General features: G+C 66.1%; 23 protein-coding genes. 5 read left to right on the top strand and 18 right to left on the bottom strand.

Annotated features, from left to right (window positions below; genetic code table 11):
* The 7 genes from U5O44_RS01845 to U5O44_RS01815 all read right to left on the bottom strand — a co-directional run bounded on the left by U5O44_RS01845 (position 1) and on the right by U5O44_RS01815 (position 10,529).
* Positions 1-651, bottom strand: coding sequence for a DUF4276 family protein (locus tag U5O44_RS01845; RefSeq protein WP_322586762.1), 651 nt, complete (start codon positions 649-651; stop codon positions 1-3).
* Positions 648-1,835, bottom strand: coding sequence for an AAA family ATPase (locus tag U5O44_RS01840; RefSeq protein ID WP_322586761.1), 1,188 nt, complete (start codon positions 1,833-1,835; stop codon positions 648-650). Before U5O44_RS01840 ends, U5O44_RS01845 begins: the two co-directional genes overlap by 4 nt.
* Positions 1,836-4,919, bottom strand: a complete 3,084-nt coding sequence (locus U5O44_RS01835) for a DNA methyltransferase (RefSeq protein ID WP_322586760.1) — start codon at positions 4,917-4,919, stop codon at positions 1,836-1,838.
* Positions 4,920-4,982: 63 nt separating this feature from the next.
* Positions 4,983-7,928: an SNF2-related protein gene (locus tag U5O44_RS01830; protein ID WP_322586759.1), complete on the bottom strand. Its 2,946-nt coding sequence runs from the start codon at positions 7,926-7,928 to the stop codon at positions 4,983-4,985.
* A complete protein-coding gene (locus tag U5O44_RS01825; protein WP_322586758.1) occupies positions 7,925-8,128 on the bottom strand; it encodes a helix-turn-helix domain-containing protein in 204 nt (67 codons plus the stop codon). Before U5O44_RS01825 ends, U5O44_RS01830 begins: the two co-directional genes overlap by 4 nt.
* A 97-nt stretch (positions 8,129-8,225) precedes the next feature.
* Positions 8,226-9,326, bottom strand: coding sequence for a BMP family ABC transporter substrate-binding protein (locus U5O44_RS01820; protein ID WP_322586757.1), 1,101 nt, complete (start codon positions 9,324-9,326; stop codon positions 8,226-8,228).
* 132 nt (positions 9,327-9,458) lie between these two features.
* Entirely contained in the window at positions 9,459-10,529 is a 1,071-nt protein-coding gene (locus U5O44_RS01815; protein ID WP_322586756.1) for an adenosine deaminase, read from the bottom strand.
* 109 nt (positions 10,530-10,638) lie between these two features.
* Here U5O44_RS01815 and U5O44_RS01810 point away from each other — a divergent pair, with 109 nt between their 5' ends.
* The 5 genes from U5O44_RS01810 to U5O44_RS01790 all read left to right on the top strand — a co-directional run bounded on the left by U5O44_RS01810 (position 10,639) and on the right by U5O44_RS01790 (position 16,096).
* Positions 10,639-11,715: an efflux RND transporter periplasmic adaptor subunit gene (locus tag U5O44_RS01810; RefSeq protein ID WP_322586755.1), complete on the top strand. Its 1,077-nt coding sequence runs from the start codon at positions 10,639-10,641 to the stop codon at positions 11,713-11,715.
* 41 nt (positions 11,716-11,756) lie between these two features.
* Positions 11,757-15,005 carry an efflux RND transporter permease subunit gene (locus U5O44_RS01805; protein WP_322587097.1) on the top strand — a complete coding sequence of 1,083 codons (3,249 nt, stop codon included), beginning with the start codon at positions 11,757-11,759 and terminating at the stop codon, positions 15,003-15,005.
* A 2-nt stretch (positions 15,006-15,007) separates the two neighbouring features.
* Positions 15,008-15,232: a YgaP family membrane protein gene (locus U5O44_RS01800; RefSeq protein ID WP_322586754.1), complete on the top strand. Its 225-nt coding sequence runs from the start codon at positions 15,008-15,010 to the stop codon at positions 15,230-15,232.
* 86 nt (positions 15,233-15,318) lie between these two features.
* Positions 15,319-15,609, top strand: coding sequence for a metal-sensing transcriptional repressor (locus tag U5O44_RS01795; RefSeq protein ID WP_322586753.1), 291 nt, complete (start codon positions 15,319-15,321; stop codon positions 15,607-15,609).
* Positions 15,610-15,649: 40 nt separating this feature from the next.
* Complete coding sequence (locus tag U5O44_RS01790; RefSeq protein WP_322586752.1) at positions 15,650-16,096, top strand: OsmC family protein; 447 nt, start codon at positions 15,650-15,652, stop codon at positions 16,094-16,096.
* A gap of 17 nt (positions 16,097-16,113) precedes the next feature.
* On the opposite strand, the gene U5O44_RS01785 is transcribed toward U5O44_RS01790, so the two are convergent.
* The 11 genes from U5O44_RS01785 to U5O44_RS01735 form a co-directional block, all read right to left on the bottom strand.
* Positions 16,114-16,479, bottom strand: a complete 366-nt coding sequence (locus tag U5O44_RS01785) for an ArsR/SmtB family transcription factor (protein ID WP_322586751.1) — start codon at positions 16,477-16,479, stop codon at positions 16,114-16,116.
* A gap of 72 nt (positions 16,480-16,551) precedes the next feature.
* Positions 16,552-16,905, bottom strand: coding sequence for a hypothetical protein (locus tag U5O44_RS01780; RefSeq protein ID WP_322586750.1), 354 nt, complete (start codon positions 16,903-16,905; stop codon positions 16,552-16,554).
* A 1-nt stretch (position 16,906) separates the two neighbouring features.
* Positions 16,907-17,227 (bottom strand): c-type cytochrome, encoded by a 321-nt coding sequence (locus U5O44_RS01775; RefSeq protein ID WP_322586749.1) that lies wholly within the window; start codon positions 17,225-17,227, stop codon positions 16,907-16,909.
* A gap of 71 nt (positions 17,228-17,298) precedes the next feature.
* Entirely contained in the window at positions 17,299-17,532 is a 234-nt protein-coding gene (locus U5O44_RS01770) for a rhodanese-like domain-containing protein (protein WP_322586748.1), read from the bottom strand.
* Positions 17,529-18,092, bottom strand: coding sequence for a hypothetical protein (locus tag U5O44_RS01765; protein WP_322586747.1), 564 nt, complete (start codon positions 18,090-18,092; stop codon positions 17,529-17,531). Before U5O44_RS01765 ends, U5O44_RS01770 begins: the two co-directional genes overlap by 4 nt.
* A 71-nt stretch (positions 18,093-18,163) precedes the next feature.
* Positions 18,164-19,186, bottom strand: a complete 1,023-nt coding sequence (gene fba, locus U5O44_RS01760; RefSeq protein ID WP_322586746.1) for a class II fructose-bisphosphate aldolase — start codon at positions 19,184-19,186, stop codon at positions 18,164-18,166.
* A 48-nt stretch (positions 19,187-19,234) separates the two neighbouring features.
* Complete coding sequence (locus U5O44_RS01755; RefSeq protein ID WP_322586745.1) at positions 19,235-20,014, bottom strand: HAD-IA family hydrolase; 780 nt, start codon at positions 20,012-20,014, stop codon at positions 19,235-19,237.
* Positions 20,002-20,718 carry a phosphoglycolate phosphatase gene (gph, locus tag U5O44_RS01750; RefSeq protein WP_322586744.1) on the bottom strand — a complete coding sequence of 239 codons (717 nt, stop codon included), beginning with the start codon at positions 20,716-20,718 and terminating at the stop codon, positions 20,002-20,004. Before gph ends, U5O44_RS01755 begins: the two co-directional genes overlap by 13 nt.
* Positions 20,715-22,724: a transketolase gene (gene tkt / locus U5O44_RS01745; protein WP_322586743.1), complete on the bottom strand. Its 2,010-nt coding sequence runs from the start codon at positions 22,722-22,724 to the stop codon at positions 20,715-20,717. The genes gph and tkt overlap by 4 nt, the downstream gene beginning before the upstream one ends.
* Before the next feature lie 68 nt (positions 22,725-22,792).
* Positions 22,793-23,677 carry a phosphoribulokinase gene (locus U5O44_RS01740; protein ID WP_322586742.1) on the bottom strand — a complete coding sequence of 295 codons (885 nt, stop codon included), beginning with the start codon at positions 23,675-23,677 and terminating at the stop codon, positions 22,793-22,795.
* Positions 23,678-23,704: 27 nt separating this feature from the next.
* Positions 23,705-24,805 (bottom strand): class 1 fructose-bisphosphatase, encoded by a 1,101-nt coding sequence (locus U5O44_RS01735; RefSeq protein WP_322586741.1) that lies wholly within the window; start codon positions 24,803-24,805, stop codon positions 23,705-23,707.
* Positions 24,806-24,823 lie beyond the last annotated feature (18 nt).

Raw genomic sequence — 24,823 nt, 5'->3', positions numbered from 1 at the left:
TCAGACAGTGCCTCCCCAGGCTTGCAACTTGCCGACCCATTCGTTGAACGCTGGGCACTTCGCCCGAATCGCAGCGACGCCCGTCGCTTCGGCGATCAGCGGGCCATGTTCCGGCTTGGAATAGATCCCATCCGGAAAGATGTTCAGGATCCGTTTGGACGGTGCAGTTTCGGGGCTGTCATTGATGTCTTCCGGGTTCGGAAAAGCCTGTGCCACGGCCCACAACTGAGCTTTCACCTCCTCGTTCCAGCCGTCCTCTGCCCACTCAAAGTTCGCGGGGTCGGTGAACAGCAACCCCTCGAACTCATGCATCTGCACGTAGGGCAGCACATAACGAGCGTCGTAGCCTGTCGTGATGGCTCGGGTGGCGGCGGCAATGTCAGCTTCCAACTGGGCGCGGGGACGGCCATCACGGTCCTGAAAGCCGTAGAAGTCCACCAGAGTCGTGATGCGGTCGGCCTCGCTGTAATGCAGCGAGATCTTCTGGGCCAGCCTCTCCACCGTGACACGGCCACCGCGATGGCGACCTGACCTGGCGCTCAACACGGTGCCGTAGGCACTGACGCCGCTGGGTTGCAGGTAAGGCTCCAAGCAACGGTTGACGAACTCCACCTCGGTGGCCCCCTCACAGATGATGCAGACCCGGATCATTCGACTTGCTCCGTGCCTGCCGAACCTTCCCGTTGAACGGGTTGCGTATCACCCAGCCAAGCCACGCCACCCGTGGCCTGCTGCAACCAGATGTCAGAAAGCTGGTACTCCTCGTCCAGCCAGCGTTGATAGTGGTCATGCGGCAGGTTGCGCAACACAGTCTCGCCATTGTTGGCACTGGCCACGATGATGTTTTCCAGCTCGAAGCAGTCCACCAGGTAGGGCGACTGGGTGGCCACGAAAATCTGCCGCTTCTTCGACAAGCGCTTGAACATCTCAGCCACCAAGGTGATGGCGTGCGGATGCAAACCCAATTCGGGCTCGTCGAAGAACATCACGTCTGGCAGCCGGTCCGGCGGCAGGTTCAGCAACGTCAACAGGCAGAACAGCCGCAGCGATCCGTCTGACGTGAGATGCGAGCCAAAGACCTTGTCGCTTTGCCGGCCCACCCAGCGCAACAGCACCTTGCCGGCCGCCTCCTCCAGCACGAAGTCCTTGAACGCGGGCAGCACGCGGGTGATCTGTTTGACGATCAATTCATAGCGCTTGCTGTCCGTCTTGCGCAGGTCCAGCAGCACGGCGGCCAGGTTGCCGCCGTCAGAGCGCAGCCGGAACGATTCGGTCACATCCCAGCGGTTGTGGATCGCAGAGTTGATCGACGTGTCATGGAACTGGTAGGTGGAGCACTGCCGAAGCAAGTTGACGATGGTCTGTGCAGTCTTTTGCTTTTTTTCCAGGAGGCTGGACTCCTTGCCCACCGCTTCGATCTCAGTCCACTTGGCCTTGCTCGGGATGTCATGCGCCGAGTACCGATAAGCCTCATTCATGACCATGACCGTGTCGCCGGCCGAAATGTGGGTCAGGTCAAAGCAGTAGTCGTTCTGACCCTTCTCGGTATCCAGACACAGCTCTGCATGGATGCGCGGTGTCTTGCGCGCGCCCATGAAGAACTGGTCGTCGCCCCCGCCGTGGCGCAGCACGAACTCCTGCAGGTTCTTCGCCTTGAGCATCCAGCTCAGCATCTCGAAGAACCGAATCAGGGTGGACTTTCCCGCGCCATTGGCGCCGATCAGCACCGTCAGCTGTGGCAGCTCCAAGCTCTGAATGTTTTTCAGGCTGCGGAATCCCTCAATCGTGACCGAACGGATGCGGTTGGCTCTGGTCGGCTGTTTGGCTTCGGTCATTCAAACGTCCTCCGTCGAGAACATGCGATCCAGGAACTCTGGCTCGATCTGCCGCAGCTTGAGCACGCGCGTGGCGCCGCCCTCCTCCGCGGTCTGCGTCAGCACGGTCGGAATGTTGTGGTCGCCGTTGATGTAGACCACGTCGAACTCGTTGTCCGCCGGGTTGATGGCCAGCTTGTCGCAGAGCTTACTGATGCCTTCGTAGTCCAGCACATCGCAATCGCGCCACAGCACGAGGCAGGTTTCATTGCTGGGCAGGGTTCCGGTGACCGTGACGAAGCCGCGCTGCGGCTGGGCATCGATGTGCTTTACCCGCAGGCCGATCAGGAAATTGAAGGTTTCGACCAGATCGATCTTGCCCGGCTCAAACGCGCCCGCCGAATCCACGGCCACGTTGAGGGTGTAGTCGAAGGGCTTCTTGAAGTCATCCACCGACAGCAGCGAGCCACGGCTCTCCACGTCCAACTGGTAGTTGAGCAGGTAGTCGTCCTTGGCCTGCTGCGGCAGTGTGTTCAGCAGATCGCCCTGCGCGGCGGTGCGGCTCAGTTGCAGGTTGTTCAGGGTGTCTTCGTAGCTTTCGAGCTTGAGGACTTTGAAGCAGTGGGAAACGCCTGTTTCGAGGACTGAAGGCTCGCCGCCATTCCATTCTGACGAATATACAATCTTTTGCAATCTTGGCTTTAGGACGGTGTCAAAGTAGTCGCCCTGCTCAACAAGGATATATTTTCGATCACCTTGCATATCCCTATTTAGAGATATTACTGCATGTGCAGTTGTGCCGGAGCCAGCAAAAAAGTCCAAAACAACCCCATTTTGTTTCCCGTTTAAGCCGGCCTTACACGACTCATAAACCAAGTGAAGAGATTTGGGGAAGTCAAATGGTGCATTGGGGATTAAATTGTTCAATATTCGCGTCCCGTGCAGGCCCGCATTAAATTTACTGTCATCCCAAACTGTTTTGTAATTTTCCTCCTCTTTGTATATATTTATTTCGAGACCAGCTCCGCCGGGCTCTGCTTTGATGATGTCCTTGATCCTTTCGAATGAAGATTGGGCATATCTCCACTTCCGCTCAATTCCATTTCTGTCGATCGGCCACACGCGGCGAAAATCGTCTGCCCCGACCTCTGTTTGCGCGGATGGGTGAAAATCATCGGCGGGCACATTCCCTACGCCCACAATAAATCCTTCTTGATTTACAAGGAATGGATAGAAACAAGTCTTAGCGTCCGAGCGAAGAGACTCATTGCCTTTATCTCTCAAATTGAGATTGGCCATCGAGTACCCATCTCGCTTTTTTGTGGATATATATCTTCTTTTGTTTGTTGGGAAAACAAAGTAGCAGAACTCACTTATGTTGCTAAAGTTTTGACTCTGAATGCCCTTATGGTTGTGAATAACCGTAATCAATGCCTTGTGGTGCTCTTGAAATATATTCGATAAGCATAGCCCTAAATTCTCCTGTTCATTCTCGTCGATGGCGACCGCAATGGGCGCATCGTCCCGCATAATAGTCCGAGCTGCACTTAGCCGGTTATGAATAAGCGATAGCCAAGATGAATGCTTGAAGGCGTTCTTGTAAAGGATTTCGCTTGATTTTGCATTGTATGGCGGGTCAATATAAACAAAGTCTACAAGCGAGCATTTTCCTGCGCCCAGCAAACTCAGCGCCTGAAAGTTGTCTGAATTAATCAATAGCCCGGAAGTTTTTTCATCCAAATCATGAATGGCGGAGAGAAGGCGATTCTTGAAATGATCTTCGAATAGGCTAGTGTCGACCGTCCGAAATAGGCTTGCTTGCAAATCTTTAATCGATCCTGGAGCGTTTCCAGTCCACAGCCCAAGTTGTTTCCACCTCGCCCATTGCTGCTCGTTTGCGACTACTTCCGGCCACAACGCTTCCGGTACTCGATCCAGCGTAATGCAGTAGTGGCTGGAAACAACGAATTTCTTCTTCAGCCACAGCTTCTTCTGAAAGTTCTCAAGCTGGGCCAAGAAGGTAATCAGTTCCCGCGCGATGGCTCGTAGGCACTGGATCATCCGAAGGTTCTTCTCGATGTCGGCGAACGCACCCGCGTTCTGCACGTCATCCAGATGCATGACTTCGTTCTTGATGTGGAAGTCCAACTCTCGCCGGAGAAAGCCACCCAGATCCTTGTGGATGAAGTAGTCCGCCGTGTTCTTGGTGGTGTAGTCGCTCAGGTGCTTTTCCAGCAGGGTGCGCTGCGGGCTCTTCTCCGTCGGCGCGCGGTTGCCCAGGGCCAGCCAGCGGGCTTTGACGGCTGCGTCCGCCAGCACTGCCTCTACAGCCTTGGTGACCAGCGCCTCCTGCTTGGTACCTTTGGGCTGGACGATGTACTCGAAGCGGATGATCAGCTCCTTGTTGCCGTCACTGCCCAATGCTTCCTCCGCGGGCACCAGTTCCTCTTCGTACTCGTCGCCGTTTTCATCCAGTCTGGTGACGGTCTTGGCCACCACCAGGGCAAAGCGCCGCTCCTTGTCGTTGTCCTTGCGGTTGTCTTTGGCGGTGTCAGCGGCAACTAGGCGGAAGTGAACGGTGCGGCCGTCGTCTAGCTTGAAGCCGTAATTGGCGAAGTTCTCGCCGCTCTTGGTGTAGTACTGGTCCTTGTTGGCCCAGTGCAGCATCACCTCTTCGCCTGCATACGGGATGGCGTAGGTGTCACCCTTGTAGCGTCGCTGGCTGATGAAGTCGCCGTCCTTGTAGTAGCGGGAGAAGAAGGCCAGCAGGTGCGAGAACACGGCGTTCTCATGCTCGGACGCGCCAGCCTGGTACTGCGCCAGCTTCTCGCGCAGTTCGCGCACCTTGGGCACGGTGCCCGGGTCAACGCCGTCGGCCTGGTACTGGGCTTCCTTCTCCTGCAACTCGCGGGCGACCTGTTCTTGTTGGGCTGCGCCGCCTTGGGCCAGCGCGGCCCTCACCTTCTCCGGCAGGCGTTGCTCCAGGTAGGCGTTGATCTCGGCGGCTCGCGTGTTGAGGATGCGGTAGATGCCGAAGTCCAAGTCGGGGCGGTCGATCTGGAAGATTTCGCGCAGCTTGGTGACCAGTTCGATGTGCTTGCTCATGACAGATTGGGGCAGGGGTTCTTGTCGGTATGGGTGGCGTTGGAGGCGTGCCTTGACGGCCGGTCAGACGACGCTCCAGCGCAAGGTGAACAGGTGCTCTTCCTCGGTGGTCTGCTTGAGGCGCTCTTGCAGAGCCTGGATGAGAGCGTCACGGCGTTCGATGATCTCGTCCTCGACGGCGAAGATGTCTTGTCGCTGCTTGCGCTGCTGGCGCTCCAGCGCGCTGAGTTCCTGCTGGATGCTGGACTGCTCCTGAAGCGTGGCGGCCCTCCGGGCGTCGCGCTTGAGTTGCGCGATCCGTGCCTTGGTGTTGCGAAGCTGTTCCTCGGCGGCCATCAGCTTGTCGTCGGCCCACTTCTCCAGCTTGTCGCGCTCTTCGGTGAAGAGGCGCTGGTTGGTCTCCAGAATTGCCGCGATGGTGGCCTCGACCTGCCGAGTGCTGTTGGTGGTCAGCACGTCTGGCGGGGTTGTGGCTGCGCCGGTCAGTGATGCCGGGCGACCAGCAGCCTGAATCGACATCAAACGCTCGCAGGCCTCCTGGTCGAGCGTGAAGCCGTCGTCGCAGGTACCCGAGAACAGCAGGGTTTCGGTGGTCTCGCAGGCAGTGACCACTAGGCGCACCAAGCGCAGCCAGCCGGACTTGCCTTGCAGACGCTCGATGACCGAAACGCGCGTGCCGTGCTTGGAGTAGTCCAGACTGACAGCGGCCGGTGGTGTGGCTGCGCTGCGAGCAGTGTCGATGCTCCACTCGCCCAGCGGATGGCTCAGCCGATAGGCATGGGCGAGCATGTCAGCCTGGGCCCCGCCGCGCATCAGCTGGTAGCGGCCGGCGGGGGCGCCCGCGGCACATGCTGGCGGTGGGTTGGTGAGCGAGAAGGCGTAGTGCTGCTCGTCAAACTTGGCGTGACCGGCCAGGGCATAGCGCGTGACGCCCCAGAACCAGCGGCCGATCTTGTCCAGCCTGGCCTCGGCCTCGTCCAGCCGCAGCCTCAGCTTGTCGTGCACGTCCTCGTCGAAGGTCTCCAGCAGCTGCGCCTGGGTGTCTCGGATGCGGCTGTTGATGGACTCTTCGAGTTCAGTCTGCAGCGCGTTGAAGGCGGCTTCGATGTCCTCCGGGCGGCGGCAGGTGTCGTAGATCTGCAGGATGCGCTTCTCGAAGTCGATGCCGCCCTCGATGCGGCCAAGCACTTCATCAGACGCACCGAACACGCCCGAGAACAGGTTGAACTTCTGCGTGAGCAGCTCCAGCACGCGCTGGTCTGCCTGGTTGCGAGTGTTCAGGAAGTTGATGACCACCACGTCATACCGCTGGCCGTAGCGGTGGCAGCGGCCAATGCGTTGCTCCACGCGCTGCGGGTTCCAAGGCAGGTCGTAGTTGATGATGAGCGCGCAGAACTGCAGGTTCACGCCCTCTGCGGCAGCCTCGGTCGCGATCATGATGTCGGCGCCACTGCCGTCGTCCTTGCGGAAGTGGTCGATGAGGGCGGTGCGGCGGTCTACCTGCGGCGAGCCCGTGACCCGGTCGGTGCCCTGGTACTGCTCCAGCCAGGTCTGATAGATGGCAGTCTGTTCTTCGTGGCTGTTCGTGCCGCTGAACATGGCCAGCTTCCCGACGTAGCCGTTGGCGCTGAGGAAGCGGTGCAGGTACTCCTGGGTGCGTTTGCTCTCCGTAAAGACGATGGCTTTGCGGGGGCCGCCCATCTGCGCCATGTTGGCGAAGCCCAGCTCCAGGGCGCGCAGCAGCGACTGGGCCTTGGTGTCGGTGGTCAGCGCCGTGGCCGCGTCGATGAAGGCGGTGATCTCGGCAATCTCCCGACCAATGGCGGCACGCTTGGACGTTTCGGCCTCGGTGCCTGGGTCCAGGCTGGCTGGGGCGGGGTCGGCAAGGCCATCGACCGAATCACTCACCGAATCTTCAGCCTGCTCTTCCAGGATGTCTTCTTCCAGATCGTCTTCTTCGACAAGCTGCTCGACCAGATCCCGGCCATCGCCCACGTCCTCGCCATCCAGCATGCGCTGAAGCCGAGCGCGAATTGTGTCCAACGTGGCCGACACGGCGTGCGAACTGGAGGCCAGCAGCTTGCGCAGAATCAGGGAAGTCAGGTGACGCTGCTTCTTCGGCAAAGCGAATGAATCCTCGCTCTGCAAAAAGGCCGAGATGCGCTCGTACAGCGACTGCTCGTCATCGGTCGGGTTGAAGGGCTGGGTGAGCGCCTTGCGCTCGGTGTATTTCACGTACTCCAGCACATCGCGCCGCAGGGTGCGCTTCGTGAAGGTGGCCAGACGGCTCCGCAGCTCATCCAGATTGCCGCCATTGGCCATGTACTGCTTGCGGAAGGCCGCCTCGTCGCCAAACAGGTGTTCGTCGATGAGGGTGGACAGGCCGTACAGCTCCAGCAGCGTGTTCTGCAGCGGGGTAGCAGTCAGCAGCAGCTTCTTGCGACCGTCCAGCGCCCGGCGCAGAGCTTGACCCGTGCGGTTGCTGGTGCGGTGCGCATTGCGCAATTTGTGGGCTTCGTCGATGACCACCACGTCCCACGGCACCGCGCGCAACTCAGCTTCCAGCTTGGCGGCGAACTGGTAAGACATGATGACCACCTGCTTGCCAGCGAAGGCTTGCACAGTCGCCAACAGGTCGCCTGCACGGTGCTTGCGCAGGGCTACCACATCGAGCACGACGCTGGGCACGGCGAACTTGTCGTGCAGCTCCTGCGCCCACTGCTTGCGCAGGCTGGCAGGACAAATGACCAGCAGCCGACGCCGCCGTTCGGCCCATAGCTGGCACAGCACCAGGGCAGCTTCGATGGTCTTGCCCAGACCCACCTCGTCAGCCAGCAGCACGCCTTGCTGCAGCGGATTGCGCAGAGCAAACAATGCAGCGTCGATCTGATGCGGATTCAGATCAACGCCAGCATCGAACAGTGACTGGGACAAACGGTCTACACCGTCAGACGCATGACGGCAGGTCAGCTCATGGGCGTAATACTTGGCGTGGTGTGCGGAGATCAAGTCGCCTCGCCTCCACGCGCAGGTTGGCTCTGAGCCTGGATCCAAGCATCGATGTCAACGCGCTTGAACCGCCAGGCAGCACCAACCTTGAAGCCTGGAAGCCTGCCGTCCACCACCAGACGATAGACAGTCCGCTGGTTGACCCTCAAGTAGTCTGCGACATCCTGGACGGTCAGGATGCTGTCTGGCGAGATGTTCATGGGCGTCAAGATTTCCAAAATCTGGAATTCAGTGTACGCCAGTACATCATTGACATAGCCCGTCAAACGTCCTCTGGCGAGGGTCAGATCTCACATATCAACGCTTGGGCATCTGCCCCACCACCCCCTGCACGAAGAAGTCCATCTTCGCCAGCGCCTCGTCGCCCATCACGCCCTTGGCCTGGCGCACCTGCCCGTCCTGGTCGACCAGCCGGCCCGAGAACGGATGCACCCGCCCGGCGGCCATCGCGCGTTCGACCTCGTTCAACTGGCGCTGCACGTCGCGCGGCACCTCGTCCGAGTACGGCGCCATCTGGATGATGCGTTCGCGCACACCGCCGATGAAGGGCTTGGGCTTCCACGTCCCGGCGATCACCGACTTGGCCACCGCCGTGTAGCGTGCTTCCCAGTGGTGGGTGACGCTGGTGAGCTGCGCCTTCGGGGCGAAGGGGCGCATGTCGCTCTGGTAGCCGAGCAGGCGCACGCCCTTGGCGACGTTCTCCTCGGCCAGCAGGGGAATGGCGGTCGAGCCGCTGTGGTGGGTCAGCATGTCGGCGCCGTCGTTGATGAGGCTCTGTGCGGCCTCGCGCTCCTTGGCCGGGTCGAACCAGGTGTTGAGCCAGACGACCTTGACCTGCGCCTTCGGGTTGGCGGCGCGCATGCCGAGCGCGAAGGCATTGATGCCCTGCACCACCTCGGGGATCGGGAAGCCAGCGACATAGCCCGCCGTGCCCGTCTTGCTCATCTTGCCGGCGACCATGCCGGCGAGGTAGCGACCCTCGTAGAAGCGGGCGTTGTAGATGTTGACGTTGGCGCTGGTCTTGTAGCCGCCCATGTGCTCGAAGGCGACGTCGGGGAACTCCTGCGCCACCCGCAGGGCTGGCTCCAGGTAGCCGAAGCTGGTCGCGAAGATCAGCTTGTGGCCCTGCGAGGCCAGGTCGCGCATCACGCGCTCGGAGTCTGCGCCCTCGGCGACGTTCTCGACGAAGGTGGTCTTCACCGCGCCGCCCAGGTTCTTCTCCAGGCCCAGGCGGCCCATGTTGTGCTGGTAGGTCCAGCCGGCGGTGCCGATCGGGCTGACGTAGACGAAGGCGACCTTGAGCGGGAGTTTGGCCGGTGTGGCCGGTGCGGCGACCGTTGCGGTCAGGGGAATGGCAATCCAGGCGGCCACGGCGGCGCGCAGGAGGTTTTTGTACATGGTGGTCCTCGACATGGCCCGAAAAAAAGAAAGGCGACAAGGCGCGGACAAAACAAAGCCGCCCGCGTCGGGCACGCAGGCGGCAGGGGCAGGATTGTCGCAGAGTCGGGCGCCGCCCTGGGGCGGCCGGGCTCAGCCCGCGTTGAACACCGCGTCGAGCTGGTGCGTCCAGGCGCGCTTGTGCGCCTCGTCCACGAAGCTCGCCTCGAAGCTGTTGCGCGCCAGTTGGTAGGCGTGGCGCGCCGTCAGTTGCGGCAGCGCGGCGAACAGTTCGACGAAGTTCTGGTTGATGTAGCCGCCGAAGTAGGCCGGGTCGTCTGAATTCACCATCGCGCACAGCCCGGCGTCGAGCAGCGCGGGCAGGTTGTGGTCGGCCATCGTCGGGAACACGCACAGCTTGGTGTTCGACAGCGGGCACACCGTCAGCGGGATGCGGGTCTCGGCCAGCCGCTCGACCAGCTCGGCGTCTTCGAGGCAGCGCACGCCGTGGTCGATGCGCTCGGTCTTTAGCAGGTCGATGGCTTCGTGGATGTAGGCCGGCGGGCCTTCCTCGCCCGCATGGGCGACAACGTGGAGCCCGAGTTCGCGGCAGCGGGCAAACACCCGCTCGAACTTGCTCGGCGGGTGGCCGACCTCACTGCTGTCCAGCCCCACGCCGATGAAGTGGTGGCGCCACGGCAGCGCTGCTTCCAGCGTCGCGAACGCCTCTTCCTCGCTCAGGTGGCGCAGGAAGCACAGGATCAGCTTGGCGCTGACGCCCAGCCCGGTGTGCGCCCGGTGGACGGCGTGGTTCAGGCCCTTGATGACCGTCTCGAACGGCACGCCGCGCGCGGTGTGGGTCTGCGGGTCGAAGAAGATTTCGGTGTGGACGACGTTGTCGGCGGCAGCTTTTTCGAGGTAGGCCCACGCCATGTCAAAGAAGTCTTCCTCTTTCAGGAGCACGCTGGCCCCGGCGTAGTAGATGTCGAGGAAGCTCTGCAGGTCCGTGAAGGCATAGGCCGCGCGCAGGGCCTCGATGCTCGGGTACGGCAGCGCCACGCCGTTGCGCTGCGCGAGCTTGAAGATCAGCTCGGGTTCGAGCGAGCCTTCGATGTGGATGTGCAGCTCGGCCTTGGGCATGCGGCGCAGCAGCGCGGGCAGTCGGGCCGGGTCGATCGCGTCGAGGCGGGCGGTGGTGATGCCGGTCAGGAGGGCAGCAGTCATGGGCGTCGGGCTCCGAGGATGGTTCAGCCCTGATTGTCCCGCGCACGGCAAACCTCTTGATACCCCCACCCCTATTGATATACCATACAGGGTATCAAGGAGTCTCCCCATGCGTTCCCCTGTTTCTGCCCCTCCGACGAAGATGCTGCCGCTGGTGTGGGCGGCGTCGTGGCTGCTGATCGGCGCGGCCGTGCCGGCCCTCGCCGCCGACCTCGCAGTGCCGACCACGGTGGTGCAGGCCGGCCAGGTCGGCCGCAGCCTGGCCCTGGACGGGGCGATCCAGCCGGTCCGGCAGGCGACGGTGTCAGCGCAGACGGCGGGCAACGTGCTCGCGCTGAACGTCAAGGCCGGTGACCGCGTCAAGGCGGGCCAGGCCCTGGCGCAGCTCGACGCCCGGGTGGCCCAGGCCGGCGTGGCGCAGAGCGACGCGGGCGTGGCCCAGGCCGACGCCAACCTGCGCAACGCCCGCACCCAGCTCGACCGCACCCGCGAACTGCGCGGCCAGGGCTACATCAGCCAGTCCGCGCTCGACAACGCCGAGAACCAGTTCAAGGCCGCCGAAGCCGCCGTCGCCCAGGCCCGCGCCGGGCGCAGCCAGGCGGCGCTGGCGCAGGGCTTCGCCAGCGTGCACGCGCCCTTCGACGGCACCGTGCTCGCCACCCACCTCGACACCGGCGACCTCGCCGCGCCGGGCCGGCCGATCGTCACCGTCTACGCGCCGGGCGCGCTGCGGGCGGTCGTGCAGGTGCCGGCCTCGCAGGCGGTGGTCGCCCGCGCTGCGCAGCGCATCGAGGTCCAACTGCCCGACCAGCGCTGGGTGGCGCCCATCAAGAAGACCGACCTGCCCACCGCCGACGCGGTATCGCAGACGGTGGAATGGCGGCTCGACCTGAGCGGCGCCGACAGCGCGCTGCTGATGCCGGGCCAGACGGTGCGGGTGCGTTTTGCGGACGCTGCCGCCGGGGTCGATCCGAAGGCGGCGACGCTGAGCGTGCCCGAGGCCGCCGTGCTGCGGCGCGGCGAGCTGACCGCCGTGTACGTGGCGCAGGAGCAGCGCTTCGTGCTGCGCGCCATCCGCGCCGGCGCGGCCCAGGGCGGCTCGACCGAAGTGCTGGCCGGCCTGAAAGCCGGTGAGCGCATCGCCACCGACGCGGTCAAGGCCGGTCTGGCGGGAGCCCGGCCGTGAACCACCCCACAGACACCCCGACGCTCGGCATCGCCGGCCGCATGGCCGCGATGTTCCAGTCGAACGCGATCACGCCGCTGCTGGCGATCGTCGCGCTGCTGCTGGGCCTGTTCGCCGTGCTGGTCACGCCGCGCGAGGAAGAGCCGCAGATCAACGTGACCATGGCCAACGTGCTGATCCCCTTCCCCGGGGCGAGCAGCGCGGACGTGCAGAACATGGTCGCCCGCCCGGCCGAGCAGGCGCTGAGCCAGATCGCCGGCATCGAGCACACGTACTCGGTGGCGCGGCCCGGCGTGGCGGTGCTGACAGTGCAGTTTCAGGTCGGCGTGCCGCGCACCGAAGCGCTGGTGCGGCTGTACGACGTGCTCAACGCCAACCAGGACTGGCTGCCGCGCGACCTGGGCACCCTGCCCCCCATCGTCAAGCCCAAGGGTATCGACGACGTGCCGGTGCTCGGCGTGACGCTGTGGAGCCGGGACGAGGCCTCGGCGCTGGAGATCGAGCGCGTGGCGCGCTCGCTGGAGGCCGAACTCAAGCGCGTGCCCGGCACCCGCGAGGTGCAGACGATCGGCGGCCCCGGCCAGGCGGTGCAGGTCGTGCTCGACCCGAGCCGGCTGCGCGAGCGTGGTGTTGACGTGCTGCGCCTGAAGCAGACGATCGCCGCGGCCAACCTCGCGATGCCGGCCGGCAGCGTGGTGAACCGTGACGCCGCCATGCCCAACGGCGCGGCGCAGATGCTCACCATCGAGACGGGCGAGTTCCTGCGCTCGGCCGAGGACGTGGGCGAGCTGGTGGTCGGCGTGAGCAACGGCAAGCCGGTCTACCTGCGCGAGGTCGCGAAGGTCGAGACCGGCGCCGCGCAGCCGCAGCGCCATGTCTGGTTCACGCCCGGCGTGGCCGCCTCTGGCGCGGGCGGCGTACACCCGGCCGTGACGCTGACCGTCACCAAGAAGCCCGGCCAGAACGCGGTCGATGTCGCCCAGGCTGCCCGCGCCCGCCTCGACGAGCTGCGCAACACCGTGGTGCCGGCCGGCGTCGAGATGACCATCACCCGCGACTACGGCGAAACCGCCGCCGAGAAGGCCAACAAGCTGATCCAGAAGCTGGCGTTCGCGACCGGCTCGGTGATCCTGCTGGTCGGCTTCGCGCTCGGGCGGCGCGAGGCGGTGATCGTCGGCGCGGCGGTGATCCTGACGCTGACGGCCACGCTGTTCGCGTCGTGGGCCTGGGGCTTCACGCTGAACCGCGTCTCGCTGTTCGCGCTGATCTTCTCGATCGGCATCCTGGTGGACGACGCGATCGTGGTGGTGGAAAACATCCACCGCCACCAGCAGCTCCACCCGGGCAAGCCGCTGCTGGAGATCATCCCCAGCGCGGTCGACGAGGTCGGCGGCCCGACCATCCTGGCGACCTTCACGGTGATCGCGGCGCTGCTGCCGATGGCCTTCGTGTCGGGACTGATGGGGCCGTACATGAGCCCGATCCCGATCAATTCGAGCCTCGGCATGGCGATCTCGCTGGCCATCGCGTTCTCGGTGACGCCGTGGCTCGCGGCCAAGCTGATGAAGCCGATGGACGCCGCGCACGCGCACGCCGAACCCACCGGCCTCACCGCGAAGCTGCCCGGTCTGTTCCGCCGCCTGCTGTCGCCGTTCCTGGAGAGCGCGGCCAAGCGCTGGCTGCTGCTGGCGGGCATCCTGGGCGCGCTGCTGCTGAGCGTCGGGCTGGCCGTGGTGCAACTGGTGGTGCTGAAGATGCTGCCCTTCGACAACAAGTCGGAGTACCAGGTCGTGCTCGAAATGCCGGCCGGCTCGGCGCTGGAGGACACCGCCGCGACGCTGCAGGACCTGGGCGCGTACCTGGCGAAGCAGCCCGAGGTGCTGAACCTGCAGGGCTACGCCGGCACGGCCAGCCCGATCACCTTCAACGGTCTGGTGCGCCAGTACTACCTGCGCGCCGACGCCGAGCAAGGCGATCTGCAGGTCAACCTCGTCGACAAGGCCCACCGCAGCGACAAGAGCCACGCCATCGCGCAGCGCCACCGCCCCGCGCTGGAGAAGATCGCCGCCGCGCACGGCGCGCGGGTGAAGGTCGTCGAAGTGCCGCCCGGCCCGCCGGTGATGAGCCCGCTGGTCGCCGAGGTCTACGGCCCGGACGAGGCCGGCCGCCAGCAGCTCGCCGCCCGCATCGCCCAGGCCTTCGCCGCCACGCCGGACATCGTCGGCACCGACACCTCGCTCCGGGAAGACGCACCGCGCACCTTCCTGCGCGTGCAGCGCCAGCGCGCCGAGTCGCTCGGCATCCCGGTCGCCGCGGTCGCGCAGACCGTGCAGGGTGCGCTGTCGGGCCTGGACGCCGCCTGGCTGCACGACGGCCAGAGCAAGTACACGGTCCCCGTGCGGCTGCAACTGCCGCGCGAGGCGCAGGTCGGGCTGGACGCGCTGCTCGCGCTGCCAATGCGCGCCGCCAGTGGGCAGCTCGTGCCGCTGGGTGAGCTGGTGCGGGTGGAGAAGGCGGTCATCGACAAGCCGCTGTTCACCAAGGATCTGCAGGGCGTGAGCTACGTCTTCGGCGACATGGCCGGCAAGCTGGATTCGCCGCTGTACGGCCTGTTCGCGATCCGCCCGAAGCTGGCCGCCGCCGCCCTGCCCGGCACCGGTGAGCTGGGCGAATACTGGATCCACCAGCCCAGCGACCCGTACCGCCAGTACGCCATCAAGTGGGACGGCGAATGGCAGATCACCTACGACACCTTCCGCGACATGGGCGCGGCCTACGGCGTCGGGCTGATCCTGATCTACCTGCTGGTGGTGGCGCAGTTCCGCAGCTACGTGACGCCGCTCATCATCATGGCGCCGATCCCGCTGACGATGATCGGCGTGATGCCCGGCCACGCGCTGCTGGGCGCGCAGTTCACCGCCACCTCGATGATCGGGATGATCGCGCTGGCCGGGATCATCGTGCGCAACTCGATCCTGCTGGTGGACTTCATCGAGCTGCAGGTGGCGCAGGGCATGGCGTTCCAGGACGCGGTGATGAACTCCGCCGCCGTGCGCGCCCAGCCCATCGTGCTGACCGGTCTGGCGGCCACGATCGGCGCCTTCTTCATCCTCGACGACCCGATCTTCAACGGGCTGGCCATCGCGCTGATCTTCGGGATCCTGGTCTCGACGCTGCTGACGCTGGTCGTGATCCCGGTCCTCTACTACGCCGTCTACCGCGGGCGTCACCCCGACGTCCCTGACGCACCCACTGCACCTACTGCACCCACCGCCCCCCAAGGAGCCTGACCATGACCATCGACCGCCTCATCCGCATCTTCGCGGGCAGCTTCATCCTCATTTCGCTGGCGCTCGGCGTCGAGGGCAGCCCGCTGTTCGTCAGCCACTGGGCGCTGGCCTTCACCGCCTTCGTCGGCGCCAACCTGCTGCAGTTCGGTTTCACCAACGTGTGTCCGCTGGGCTGGTTCCTCAAGAAGCTCGGCGTGCCGGAAAGCGTGGCGACCTGCGCGCGCTGAATCGGACCTCCCCACACCCACACCCCACAGGAGCAGGGACAATGGCCATTCCGACGCTCGAACAGCCCTCCCGAGAGGCTTGCACCATGGCCCAGCTCCAAGACGAAACCAGCCGCACCGACCTGCTCAACCGCCTCAAGCGCGCCGAAGGCCAGCTGCGCGGCATCCAGCGCATGGTCGAGGCGGGCGAGCCCTGCCTCGACATCGCCAGCCAGATGGCCGCCGTGCGCAAGGCGCTCGACAGCGCCTACGTGCGCATGACGGTGTGCTTCATGCAGCAGGAACTCAAGCAGCGCCTGGACCTGCCGCCCGACGGTGTCACCCAGCTCGACGCGATGCTGGACGACATGCAGACGCTGCTGGGCAAGGTGCGCTGACCGGGCCTCGCCCTCTAACCGCCTCGACAGGATTCCCCCCATGGCCGCCGCACTGACCACGATCCGCCTGACCCAGCGCCAGGACTACCAGTTCGACACCCATTTCGGCGACAGCGTGCCCGATCTGGTGGCCGACGAACCCGCGCCCCTCGGACACGGGCAAGGCCCGTCCCCGGTGCAGCTGCTGTGCGCGGCGGTGGGCAACTGCCTGTCGGCGTCGCTGCTGTTCTCGATGCGCAAGTACAAGCTCGCGCCCGAGCCGCTGTCGTGCGACATCGCAGCCGAGGTGGGTCGCAACGCCGAGAACCGGCTGCGGGTGCTGGGCATGACGGCTCGGCTGACGCTGGGCGTGCCGGCCGGCACGCTGGCACACCTGGACCGGGTGCTGGCGCAGTTCGAAGCCTTCTGCACGGTCACGGAGAGCATCCGCCAGGGCATTCCCGTCACGGTCGAGGTCTACGACGGCACGGGGGCCCGGCTGAAATAAGGCCGGACGCCGACGGTCTACCGGACGCCGCCCGGCAGCAGCCGGTCGGCGGGCTCGACCTCGGCATCCGGATCCAGCTCGATCGCCACCTGCGTGCAGACCGCGCGGCACAGCGTGGCGACCCGCTCGCTCTGCAGCCGGTAGTAGATCTGGGTGGAGTCGCGCCGCTTGCCCAGCACGCCGGCGCGGTAGAGCGTCGAGAGGTGCTGGGACATGTTGGGCTGGGTGGTGTCGATCTCGGCGAGCAACTGCGAGACATTCTTTTCGCCATTGCACAGCGCGCCGATGATCTTCAGGCGGATCGGCGTGGACAGCAGCGAGAACAGCTCGGCCACCGATTCATAGACGTTGTCCGCCTTGTCGACTTCCGCGTCGCGGTCCATGTTGAAAGCTCACAGTCAGGTTCAGGTGAGCCCCATTGTATGCGTACACATGGATAAACGCATGAATGGCGGTCAGGGCGGAAACCGGTAATGGTCACGCTGCAGCACGGCGGCCACGGCGGTGACCTCCTCCGGGAACAGGCCCAGGTTCAGCTCGGTGTTGCACAGCTCCACCATGCCGCGCAGCGCCCCGGGGGTGGAGATGCGGCCCTTGGGGTTGTAGAGGTCGCTGCCGTCGCCACCGACACGCCGGGCGTGGCATTCGCTGCAGCGGTGCTCGCGGATCAGGCGCTCACCCAAAGCAAGATCCGCATCCCGGAAGATGGCCGGCACAGCGGACGGCGGCGTCTGGGTCCAGCCCATCACGCCGACCCCCGCCAGCAACAACCCGGTCAGCCCGCGGCGCACACCCGCACGCAGCGCCATGTCACTTGGCTCCGCCCAGCACCCAGGCCGCCAGCGTCTTCGCATCCGCATCGCTCAGCGCAGCCTGCGCCGGCATCGGAACCGGGCCCCACTTGCCCGAACCACCCTTCTTGATGCTGGCCGCCAGGGCGTCCACGGCATCCTTCTGACCGGCATATTTCTTGGCCACCTCCAGGTAGGACGGACCGACCAGCTTCTTGTCCACCGCGTGGCAGGCCATGCAGGCGTTTTTCTTGGCCATGTCGAGGTTGGCGTGGGCCGACAGCGGCGCGGCGAGCACCAGGACAGCGGGAACGAGAGCGATCAGCGAACGAACAGACATGCAGGCCTCCAAAGGGCATTGAACAGGGACAGGGACAGACAAGACAGAGAAGACAGACAAGACGGGCGCCATCAGCGCGGGAAATACAGGCGGGACTTGTCGAGCCGGCAGAACCAGGCGAGGCTCGCATTTTTCCAGCCATTCACCTCGCGGCGTCCGGCCTTGGACAAATCCCCCTCGAAACCATCAACCACCGAGTAGACGCGGGTGTGGCCATCCTCCGCGAGCCGATGGACACCGCGGCTGGAGCGCTCTCCGCAGCGGCACCTCTGCAGACCGGCGGCCAGCCATGCCCGGTGACTCATCGCGCCGCGCCGACCGCGGTCGCGCGGAGCTGGAACTGCGCATGGCAGGCGACACATTGCCGGGTGGTGCTGGCCAGCGTGCGCAGCACCTCGTCCACACGCCGCTCGCCGCGGGCCTCGTCGGCGATGCGGGCAAAGCCCTGGTGCATCGGGGCACCGTAGCCCGACCAGCCCGGCGGCAGCTTGGCATGGAAACTGACCGCCGCCGGATCGCGGCTGCCCATGGTGTGCTCGGGGCGCAGGCTGCTGGCCACCCGCTCGATGGTGGTCCAGTCACGGGCCGCCAGCGCGCCGTTGATCTCACCCACCGAGCGCAGCAGCTTCTGCATGTCGCCCAGCACATGCTCCATCTCCTGCGGCGTCGCCTCGACCACGGTGCGCAAGGCCAGGGTGGCGGGTGCAGGCGCCTGGGTCGTGGGCGCAGCATGACCTGCATGACCGGCGTGGGCCATGCGCCCGGCGTGGTGCTGGTGGGCCTGGTCGGATTGAGCGCAGGCCGACAGCACCAAAGCAGCGGTCATCGCCAGCGGCCAGCGGGCCTGAACGGAAAAGAAGGGCATCAGCAGGTCTCGGTGGGACGCGGGCCACAGTGGCCGACGGGCCGGATGTTATATCAGCAATCATGGATATTTCAGGCCATTGAAACCGGGTTTGCCCGAATGCGCCCCGCCATGCCGGCACAGCCAAACGCCTCGAAGCGCTGCTGGCACAGCGCCTGCGCCGCCTTGGTGGCCGCGGTCAAGGCCTTGCGCGGATCGAACTCCGAGGGTTGCTGCACGAAGCTGCGCCGCATCGCGCCCGTCATCACCAGCCGGATGTCGGTGTCGATGTTGACCTTGCGCACGCCGCTGCGGATGCCGCGCACGATCTCCTCGACCGGCACGCCATAGGTCTCCTTCAGCTCGCCGCCGTGCTCGCGGATGATGGCCAGCCACTCCTGCGGCACGCTCGACGCGCCGTGCATCACGAGGTGCGTGTTCGGGATCGCGGCGTGGATCGCGGCGATGCGGTCGATGGCGAGGATCTCGCCGGTGGGCGGGCGGGTGAACTTGTAGGCGCCGTGGCTGGTGCCGATGGCGATGGCCAGCGCGTCGACGCCGGTGCGGGCGACGAAGTCCTTCGCCTCGATCGGGTCGGTCAGCATCTGGTCGTGGCGCAGCTTGCCCTCGGCGCCGACACCGTCCTCCTCGCCCGCCTCGCCCGTCTCCAGCGAGCCGAGGCAGCCGAGTTCGCCCTCGACCGACACACCCACCGCCCGCGCGATGCGGCAGACATCGGCCGTGACGCGCACGTTGTAGTCGTAGCTCGCCGGGGTCTTGGCGTCCTCCATCAGCGAGCCGTCCATCATCACGCTGGTGAAGCCCGAGCGGATCGCCTGCACGCACACCGCGGCAGAGGCACCATGGTCCTGGTGCAGCACGATGGGAATGTCCGGGTGCGTCTCGACCGCGGCGAGCACGAGGTGGCGCAGGTAGGCTTCACCGGCGTACTTCCGGGCCCCGGCCGAGGCCTGCAGGATCACCGGGCTGTTCGTGGCCTGGGCGGCCTGCAGGATGGCCTGGACCTGTTCGAGGTTGTTGATGTTGAACGCCGGGACGCCGTAGTCGTGCTCGGCGGCGTGGTCGAGCAACTGGCGCAAGGAAACGAGGGCCATGGAAATCTCCGGAGAGCCGTGTTGGTGCAGTGTTGGTGCAGTGTTGGATCAGACGGACTGGGACACGCAGTCCATCTGCGCGTGCCAGTCGATGAGGTCGTCGAGGCCGATGGGCGCTCCTTCAGCCTTCGGCAACGCGGGCCGCCAACCCTGCCGCTGGTGCAGACCCGGTCCGATGGCGATGGCACCGTCGAAGATGGCGTTGTCGAAATATGCGCTGCGGGTGACCACCACCGGCACTTCGGCCGCCCGCGCCGCCGCCAGGCCCATGGGCGCATCCTCGATGGCCAGCGTCTCCAGCGGCGACAGGCCAAGCTGCGCGAGCACCTGGCGGTAGACCTCGGGATCGGGCTTCTTGTGGCGCACGTCCTCGCCACAGACGATGGCCTCGAACCACGACGCCCAGCGCGAACCGAGCTGCACCCGCAGCAGCGCCTCGACGTTGACGCGGCTGGTGGTGGTCGCCAGCGCCATGCGGATGCCGCGCTCCGCACACTGACCCATGACCTGCACCACACCGGGTCGCAGCACCACAGCGCCACTGCGCACCTGCTCGGCGTAGTGGTGGTTCTTGAGCCGGTGCAGCTCCTCGGCGAGCATGAGCCGCTCGCGGGCGGTGGCGGGAGCGTCGGAGCGGCTGGCCATGTCGTGCTGCAGACGTTCGCGGCCACCCGTGATGCCAAGCAACTGACCGTAGCGCGCCACGTCCCAGTGCCACGGCAGGCCGAGGGCCTCGAAAGCGAGGTTGAAGGCGACACGGTGGCCGTCGCGCTCGGTCTCGGCGAGCGTGCCGTCCACATCCCAGAGCACAGCGTTCAGTCGGCGCATGGGGAAAGACTCCTGTTTTCCTTGCCCCTGAGGGCGATCACATGGGCGGCCAGCTCGGCCAGTCCGGCAAAGATCTGCTGGGGGTGAGCGGCCTCGATCGGCTCGCCGCCGTTGTAGCCATACGGCACCGCCCAGGCTGCTACGCCCGCGTTGCAGGCCGATTCGATGTCGGTGCGCGAATCGCCGACGTGCGCCAGCCGATCCGGCGTCACGCCGAGACGCTGTGCCGCCTGCTGCAGCACCGAGGCGTGCGGCTTCTTCTCGGGCAGCGTGTCGCCCGCGATCAGCAGCGCCAGCCGATCCGCAAGCCCGCACGCCTCCAGCACACGCCGGGCATGGCGCCCTTCCTTGTTGGTGACGCAGCCCAGCCGCACGCCGTCGGCGATCAGCGCGTCCAGCGCCTCCGCGACACCGGGGTACGGCCGGGCCTGCGTGCCGACCGTGGCGGCGTAGTGGCGGTCCAGCATCGGCAGCACCTCGTCCGCGAGCAGCCGCCCGACGAGTCCGGGCCGCTCGGTCTGCAGGCGCTGCAGCAGCCGCACCATCAGCGGATGCAGGCCGTGGCCGATCAGGTCGGTGATCTCGGCCAGCGGACGCGGCGCCAGGCCGAGGCCCACCAGCGTGCGGTTGACCGCCTCGGCGATCTCGGCCGCGGTGTCGACCAGCGTGCCGTCCAGGTCGAAGGTGACGGCGTCGATGCTCACGGGGCCTCCGCCGCCAGGGTGTGCTGCACCAGCGCGACCAGCGCCTCGACCGTCAGCCCGAGGTGCTCGAACACCGCCGCCGCCGGACCGGATTCGCCGAAGCGGTCGACGCCCAGCGCGGCCACGCAGCCGTACTGGCCCCACCAGCGCGAGACCCCCGCCTCGACCCCGATGCGCGGCTGCCCGCTGCCGAGCACCTCGCGCCGCCACGCCGCGTCCTGCTGGTCGAACACCGTGCTCGACGGAACCGACACCACGCGCACCGGTACGCCCAGCGCATCGAGCCGCTGCTGCGCCGCCACCGCCATCCCGACCTCGGAGCCGGTCGCCAGGAGTACCGCTCGCGCCTGCGCCCGATCGCTCAGCACGTAGCCGCCGCGGCGGATCTGCACCACCTGCTCGGGCGTGCGCGGCTGTGCGGGCAGGTTCTGACGCGACAGCAGCAGCGCGCTCGGCCGCTCGCCCTGCCCCAGCGCGTGGCACCACGCCACCGCCGTCTCCGCCTCGTCGCACGGGCGCCAGACATCGAGGTTCGGGATCAGGCGCAGGCTCGCGGCGTGCTCGACCGGCTGGTGGGTCGGGCCGTCCTCGCCGAGACCGATCGAGTCGTGCGTGAAGACGTGGATGACGCGCTGTTTCATCAGCGCGGCCATGCGGATGGCGTTGCGGCTGTAGTCGCTGAAGGTCAGGAAGGTACCGCCATAGGGGATGTAGCCACCGTGCAGCGCGAGGCCGTTCATGATCGCCGCCATGCCGAACTCCCGCACGCCGTAGTGGATGTGGCGCCCTTCGACATGACCGCCCTGCACCGCCCCGCAGCCGGGGAAGTCGGTCAGGTTCGAGCCGGTCAGGTCGGCCGAGCCGCCGAGCAGCTCGGGGATGCGCGGCGCGAGTTGGGCCAGCACCTTCTGCGACGCCTTGCGCGAGGCGACGTTTTCGGTGGACGGACCGAAGCGCACCAAGGCCTCGGCAACGGTTTCGGCGAAGTCCCCCGGCAGTGCCCGGCGCATCACGCGGCGCTCGAACTCGGCGGCGAGCTGCGGGTGCTCGGCGCGGTAGGCGTCGAAGCGACGCTGCCAGCCTCGGTGCGCCGCCTGGCCGTCTTCACGCCCGTCCCAGGCCAGCCGCACCGCGTCGGGAATCTCGAACGGCGCATGCGGCCAGCCGATCGCCTCGCGGGTCAGCGCGATTTCCGCCGCACCGAGCGGCTCGCCGTGCGCCTTGGCGGTGTCGGCGCGGTTGGGCGAGCCCTGGCCGATGCGGGTCTTGCAGATGATCAGCACCGGCTTGTCCACGCTGCGGCGGGCCTGTGCCAGCGCGGCGTCCACCGCGTCGATGTCGTGCCCGTCGACCGGGCCGATCACGTCCCAGCCGCTGGCGCGGAAGCGGCCCGCGGTGTCGTCGGCGAACCAGCCCTGCACGGGGCCGTCGATCGAGATGCCGTTGTCGTCGTAGAGCGCAACCAGCTTGTTCAACTGCCACACGCCGGCCAGCGAGATCGCCTCCTGGCTGATGCCCTCCATCAGGCAGCCGTCGCCGTGGAAGACGTAGGTGCGGTGGTCAACGATGGTGTGGCCGGGGCGGTTGAACTCGCGCGCCAGCAGCTTCTCGGCCAGCGCGAAGCCGACCGCGTTCGTCAGGCCCTGGCCGAGCGGGCCGGTGGTGGTCTCGACGCCGGGCGTGTGACCGACCTCGGGGTGGCCGGCGGTGCGGCTGCCGAGCTGGCGGAAGGCCTTCAGGTCGTCGATCGAGAGGTCGTGGCCCGTCAGGTGCAGCAGCGCGTACAGCAGCATCGACGCATGGCCGTTCGAGAGCACGAAGCGGTCGCGGTCGGGCCACTGCGGGTCGCTCGGGTCGTGGCGCAGGTGGCGCGACCACAGCGCCACCGCCATCTCGGCCATGCCCATCGGGGCGCCGGGGTGGCCGGAGTTGGCGCGCTGGACGGCGTCCATCGAGAGGGCGCGCAGCGCGTTGGCCATGTCGGCGGGGGTGGAGGGGGAGGTCATGGAGAGGCCTGGGGTGCGTGGGTGCCCGCCTGCGCGGGCATGACGGGGGGGGTGGGCGCGGTGGCGGGTCAGATGGCGTGGAGGACACGCTTGCGGCGGTCCATCATTCGCCAGATGAAGGGCGTGAAGATCAGCTGCATCGCCAGTTCCATCTTTCCGCCCGGCACCACGATCGTGTTGGCCCGCGACATGAACGAGTCCTTGACCATGTTCATCAGGTACTGGAAGTCGATGCCCTTCGGGTTGGCGAAGCGGATCACGCAGAGGCTCTCGTCCGCCGAGGGGATGTCGCGGGCGATGAACGGGTTCGAGGTGTCCACCACCGGCACGCGCTGGAAGTTGACGTGGGTGTGCGCGAACTGCGGGCAGATGTAGTTCACGTAGTCCGGCATGCGGCGCAGGATGGTGTCGGTCACCGCCTCGGCCGAGTAGCCGCGCACATTCTTGTCGCGGTAGAGCTTCTGGATCCACTCCAGGTTGATCACCGGCACGACGCCGATCAGCAGGTCCGGGTGCTGCGCGATGTTGACCTCAGGCGTGACCACGGCGCCGTGCAGGCCCTCGTAGAACAGCAGGTCGGTGTTCTCCGGCAGGCGCTCCCAGGCCGTGAAGGTGCCCGGCTCCTGCTGGTAGGGCGCGGCCTCGACCGGGTCGTGCAGGTACTTGCGGCGCATGCCGTTGCCGGTCTCGCCGTAGCTGCGGAAGAGCTGCTCCAGCTCGGGAAAGAGGTTGTTCTCCGGGCCGAAGTGGCTGAAGTTCTTGTTGCCATCGGCCTCAGCTTCGGCCTGGCGCGCGCGCATGGCCTTGCGGTCGTGGCGGTGAAAGCTGTCGCCTTCGATGATCGCGGCACGCACATGCTCGCGGCGGAAGATGTTCTCGAAGGTGCGCGTCACTGACGAGGTGCCCGCGCCGGACGAGCCGGTGATGGCGATGATGGGGTGGCGTTCGGACATGGGGAGGTCTCCTGGATCTGGTTCGTGTCAATCGCGGAACAGGCTGCGCTCGCTGAACAGCGGGTTGTGCAGCTCGCGCGGCGGCGGCTCGCGGTGGTAGCGCTCGATGCGCTCGACCTCGTGCTTCGAGCCGAAGACCAGTCCGATGCGCTGGTGCAGTGATGACGGCGCCACACCCAGCACGGGCTGCCGGCCCGTGGAAGCGCGTCCGCCCGCCTGCTCGATCAGGAAGCCGACCGGGTTGGCCTCGTACAGCAGCCGCAGCCGACCGGGCTTGCTGGCGTCCTTGGTGTCGCGCGGGTACATGAACACGCCGCCGCGCATCAGGATGCGGTGCGCCTCGGCCACCATCGAGGCGATCCAGCGCATGTTGAAGTCCTGGCCCCGCGGACCGGTCGCCCCGGCGAGGCACTCGTCGACATAGCGCTTGACCGGCGGCTCCCAGAAGCGCGCGTTCGACGCATTGATCGCGAACTCGCGGGTGTCCTCGGGCACGCGGACGTTGGCGTGCGTCAGCATGAACTCGCCCAGGTTCGGGTTCAGCGTGAAGCCGGCGACACCGTTGCCGACGCTGAGCATGAACATCGTCGTCGGGCCGTAGAGCGCATAGCCAGCGGCGATCTGCGCTGCGCCGGGCTGCAGGAAATCGGCCTCGACGACATCGCGCCCGCTGTCGATCACGTCCTGGGGAGCCCGAAGGATCGAGAAGATGCTGCCCACCGACACGTTCACGTCGATGTTGGACGAGCCGTCGAGCGGATCGAACACCAGCAGGTAGTGGCCACGCAGGTGCTGGGTGGGGATCTGGTACGGCGCCTCCATCTCCTCGGACGCCATCCCGGCCAGGCAGCCTGACCACTCGTTGCGGCGCAGGAAGACCTCGTTGCTGAGCACGTCCAGCTTCTTCTGCTCCTCGCCCTGCACATTGACTGCGCCACCCTGCACGGCCGCGCCACCCGCGCCACCGAGTACATCGCCCAGCTCGCCAAAGGCGACGGCCCGCGCAATCGCCTTGCAGGCGAGTGCGACATCCAGGATCAGCGCGTTCAGCGCGCCGCTGGCGGTCGGGAAGCGGCGCCGCTCCTCGATCAGGTACTGGGTCAGCGTGGACCGATTGGACAAGGGCATGGAACAGTCTCCTCAGGG

It is taken from the genome of Sphaerotilus sp. (assembly GCF_034519685.1).
In the GTDB taxonomy this organism is placed as follows: Bacteria; Pseudomonadota; Gammaproteobacteria; order Burkholderiales; family Burkholderiaceae_C; genus Sphaerotilus.
Note: the sequence above shows the minus strand (reverse complement) of the source record. Positions and strands in the feature narration are given on the sequence as shown.

Excerpts from the sequence above, each read along its gene's own strand:
- U5O44_RS01825 (WP_322586758.1), bottom strand. The coding sequence starts at position 8,128 with ATGAACATCTCGCCAGACAGCATCCTGACCGTCCAGGATGTCGCAGAC.
- U5O44_RS01785 (WP_322586751.1), bottom strand. The coding sequence starts at position 16,479 with ATGGACCGCGACGCGGAAGTCGACAAGGCGGACAACGTCTATGAATCG.
- U5O44_RS01790 (WP_322586752.1), top strand. The coding sequence starts at position 15,650 with ATGGCCGCCGCACTGACCACGATCCGCCTGACCCAGCGCCAGGACTAC.
- U5O44_RS01810 (WP_322586755.1), top strand. The coding sequence starts at position 10,639 with ATGCGTTCCCCTGTTTCTGCCCCTCCGACGAAGATGCTGCCGCTGGTG.
- U5O44_RS01800 (WP_322586754.1), top strand. The coding sequence starts at position 15,008 with ATGACCATCGACCGCCTCATCCGCATCTTCGCGGGCAGCTTCATCCTC.
- U5O44_RS01780 (WP_322586750.1), bottom strand. The coding sequence starts at position 16,905 with ATGGCGCTGCGTGCGGGTGTGCGCCGCGGGCTGACCGGGTTGTTGCTG.
- U5O44_RS01840 (WP_322586761.1), bottom strand. The coding sequence starts at position 1,835 with ATGACCGAAGCCAAACAGCCGACCAGAGCCAACCGCATCCGTTCGGTC.
- fba (WP_322586746.1), bottom strand. The coding sequence starts at position 19,186 with ATGGCCCTCGTTTCCTTGCGCCAGTTGCTCGACCACGCCGCCGAGCAC.
- U5O44_RS01845 (WP_322586762.1), bottom strand. The coding sequence starts at position 651 with ATGATCCGGGTCTGCATCATCTGTGAGGGGGCCACCGAGGTGGAGTTC.
- U5O44_RS01795 (WP_322586753.1), top strand. The coding sequence starts at position 15,319 with ATGGCCCAGCTCCAAGACGAAACCAGCCGCACCGACCTGCTCAACCGC.
- U5O44_RS01740 (WP_322586742.1), bottom strand. The coding sequence starts at position 23,677 with ATGTCCGAACGCCACCCCATCATCGCCATCACCGGCTCGTCCGGCGCG.
- U5O44_RS01815 (WP_322586756.1), bottom strand. The coding sequence starts at position 10,529 with ATGACTGCTGCCCTCCTGACCGGCATCACCACCGCCCGCCTCGACGCG.
- U5O44_RS01835 (WP_322586760.1), bottom strand. The coding sequence starts at position 4,919 with ATGAGCAAGCACATCGAACTGGTCACCAAGCTGCGCGAAATCTTCCAG.
- U5O44_RS01735 (WP_322586741.1), bottom strand. The coding sequence starts at position 24,805 with ATGCCCTTGTCCAATCGGTCCACGCTGACCCAGTACCTGATCGAGGAG.
- U5O44_RS01775 (WP_322586749.1), bottom strand. The coding sequence starts at position 17,227 with ATGTCTGTTCGTTCGCTGATCGCTCTCGTTCCCGCTGTCCTGGTGCTC.
- U5O44_RS01820 (WP_322586757.1), bottom strand. The coding sequence starts at position 9,326 with ATGTACAAAAACCTCCTGCGCGCCGCCGTGGCCGCCTGGATTGCCATT.
- U5O44_RS01755 (WP_322586745.1), bottom strand. The coding sequence starts at position 20,014 with ATGCGCCGACTGAACGCTGTGCTCTGGGATGTGGACGGCACGCTCGCC.
- U5O44_RS01765 (WP_322586747.1), bottom strand. The coding sequence starts at position 18,092 with ATGCCCTTCTTTTCCGTTCAGGCCCGCTGGCCGCTGGCGATGACCGCT.
- tkt (WP_322586743.1), bottom strand. The coding sequence starts at position 22,724 with ATGACCTCCCCCTCCACCCCCGCCGACATGGCCAACGCGCTGCGCGCC.
- U5O44_RS01770 (WP_322586748.1), bottom strand. The coding sequence starts at position 17,532 with ATGAGTCACCGGGCATGGCTGGCCGCCGGTCTGCAGAGGTGCCGCTGC.
- U5O44_RS01805 (WP_322587097.1), top strand. The coding sequence starts at position 11,757 with ATGGCCGCGATGTTCCAGTCGAACGCGATCACGCCGCTGCTGGCGATC.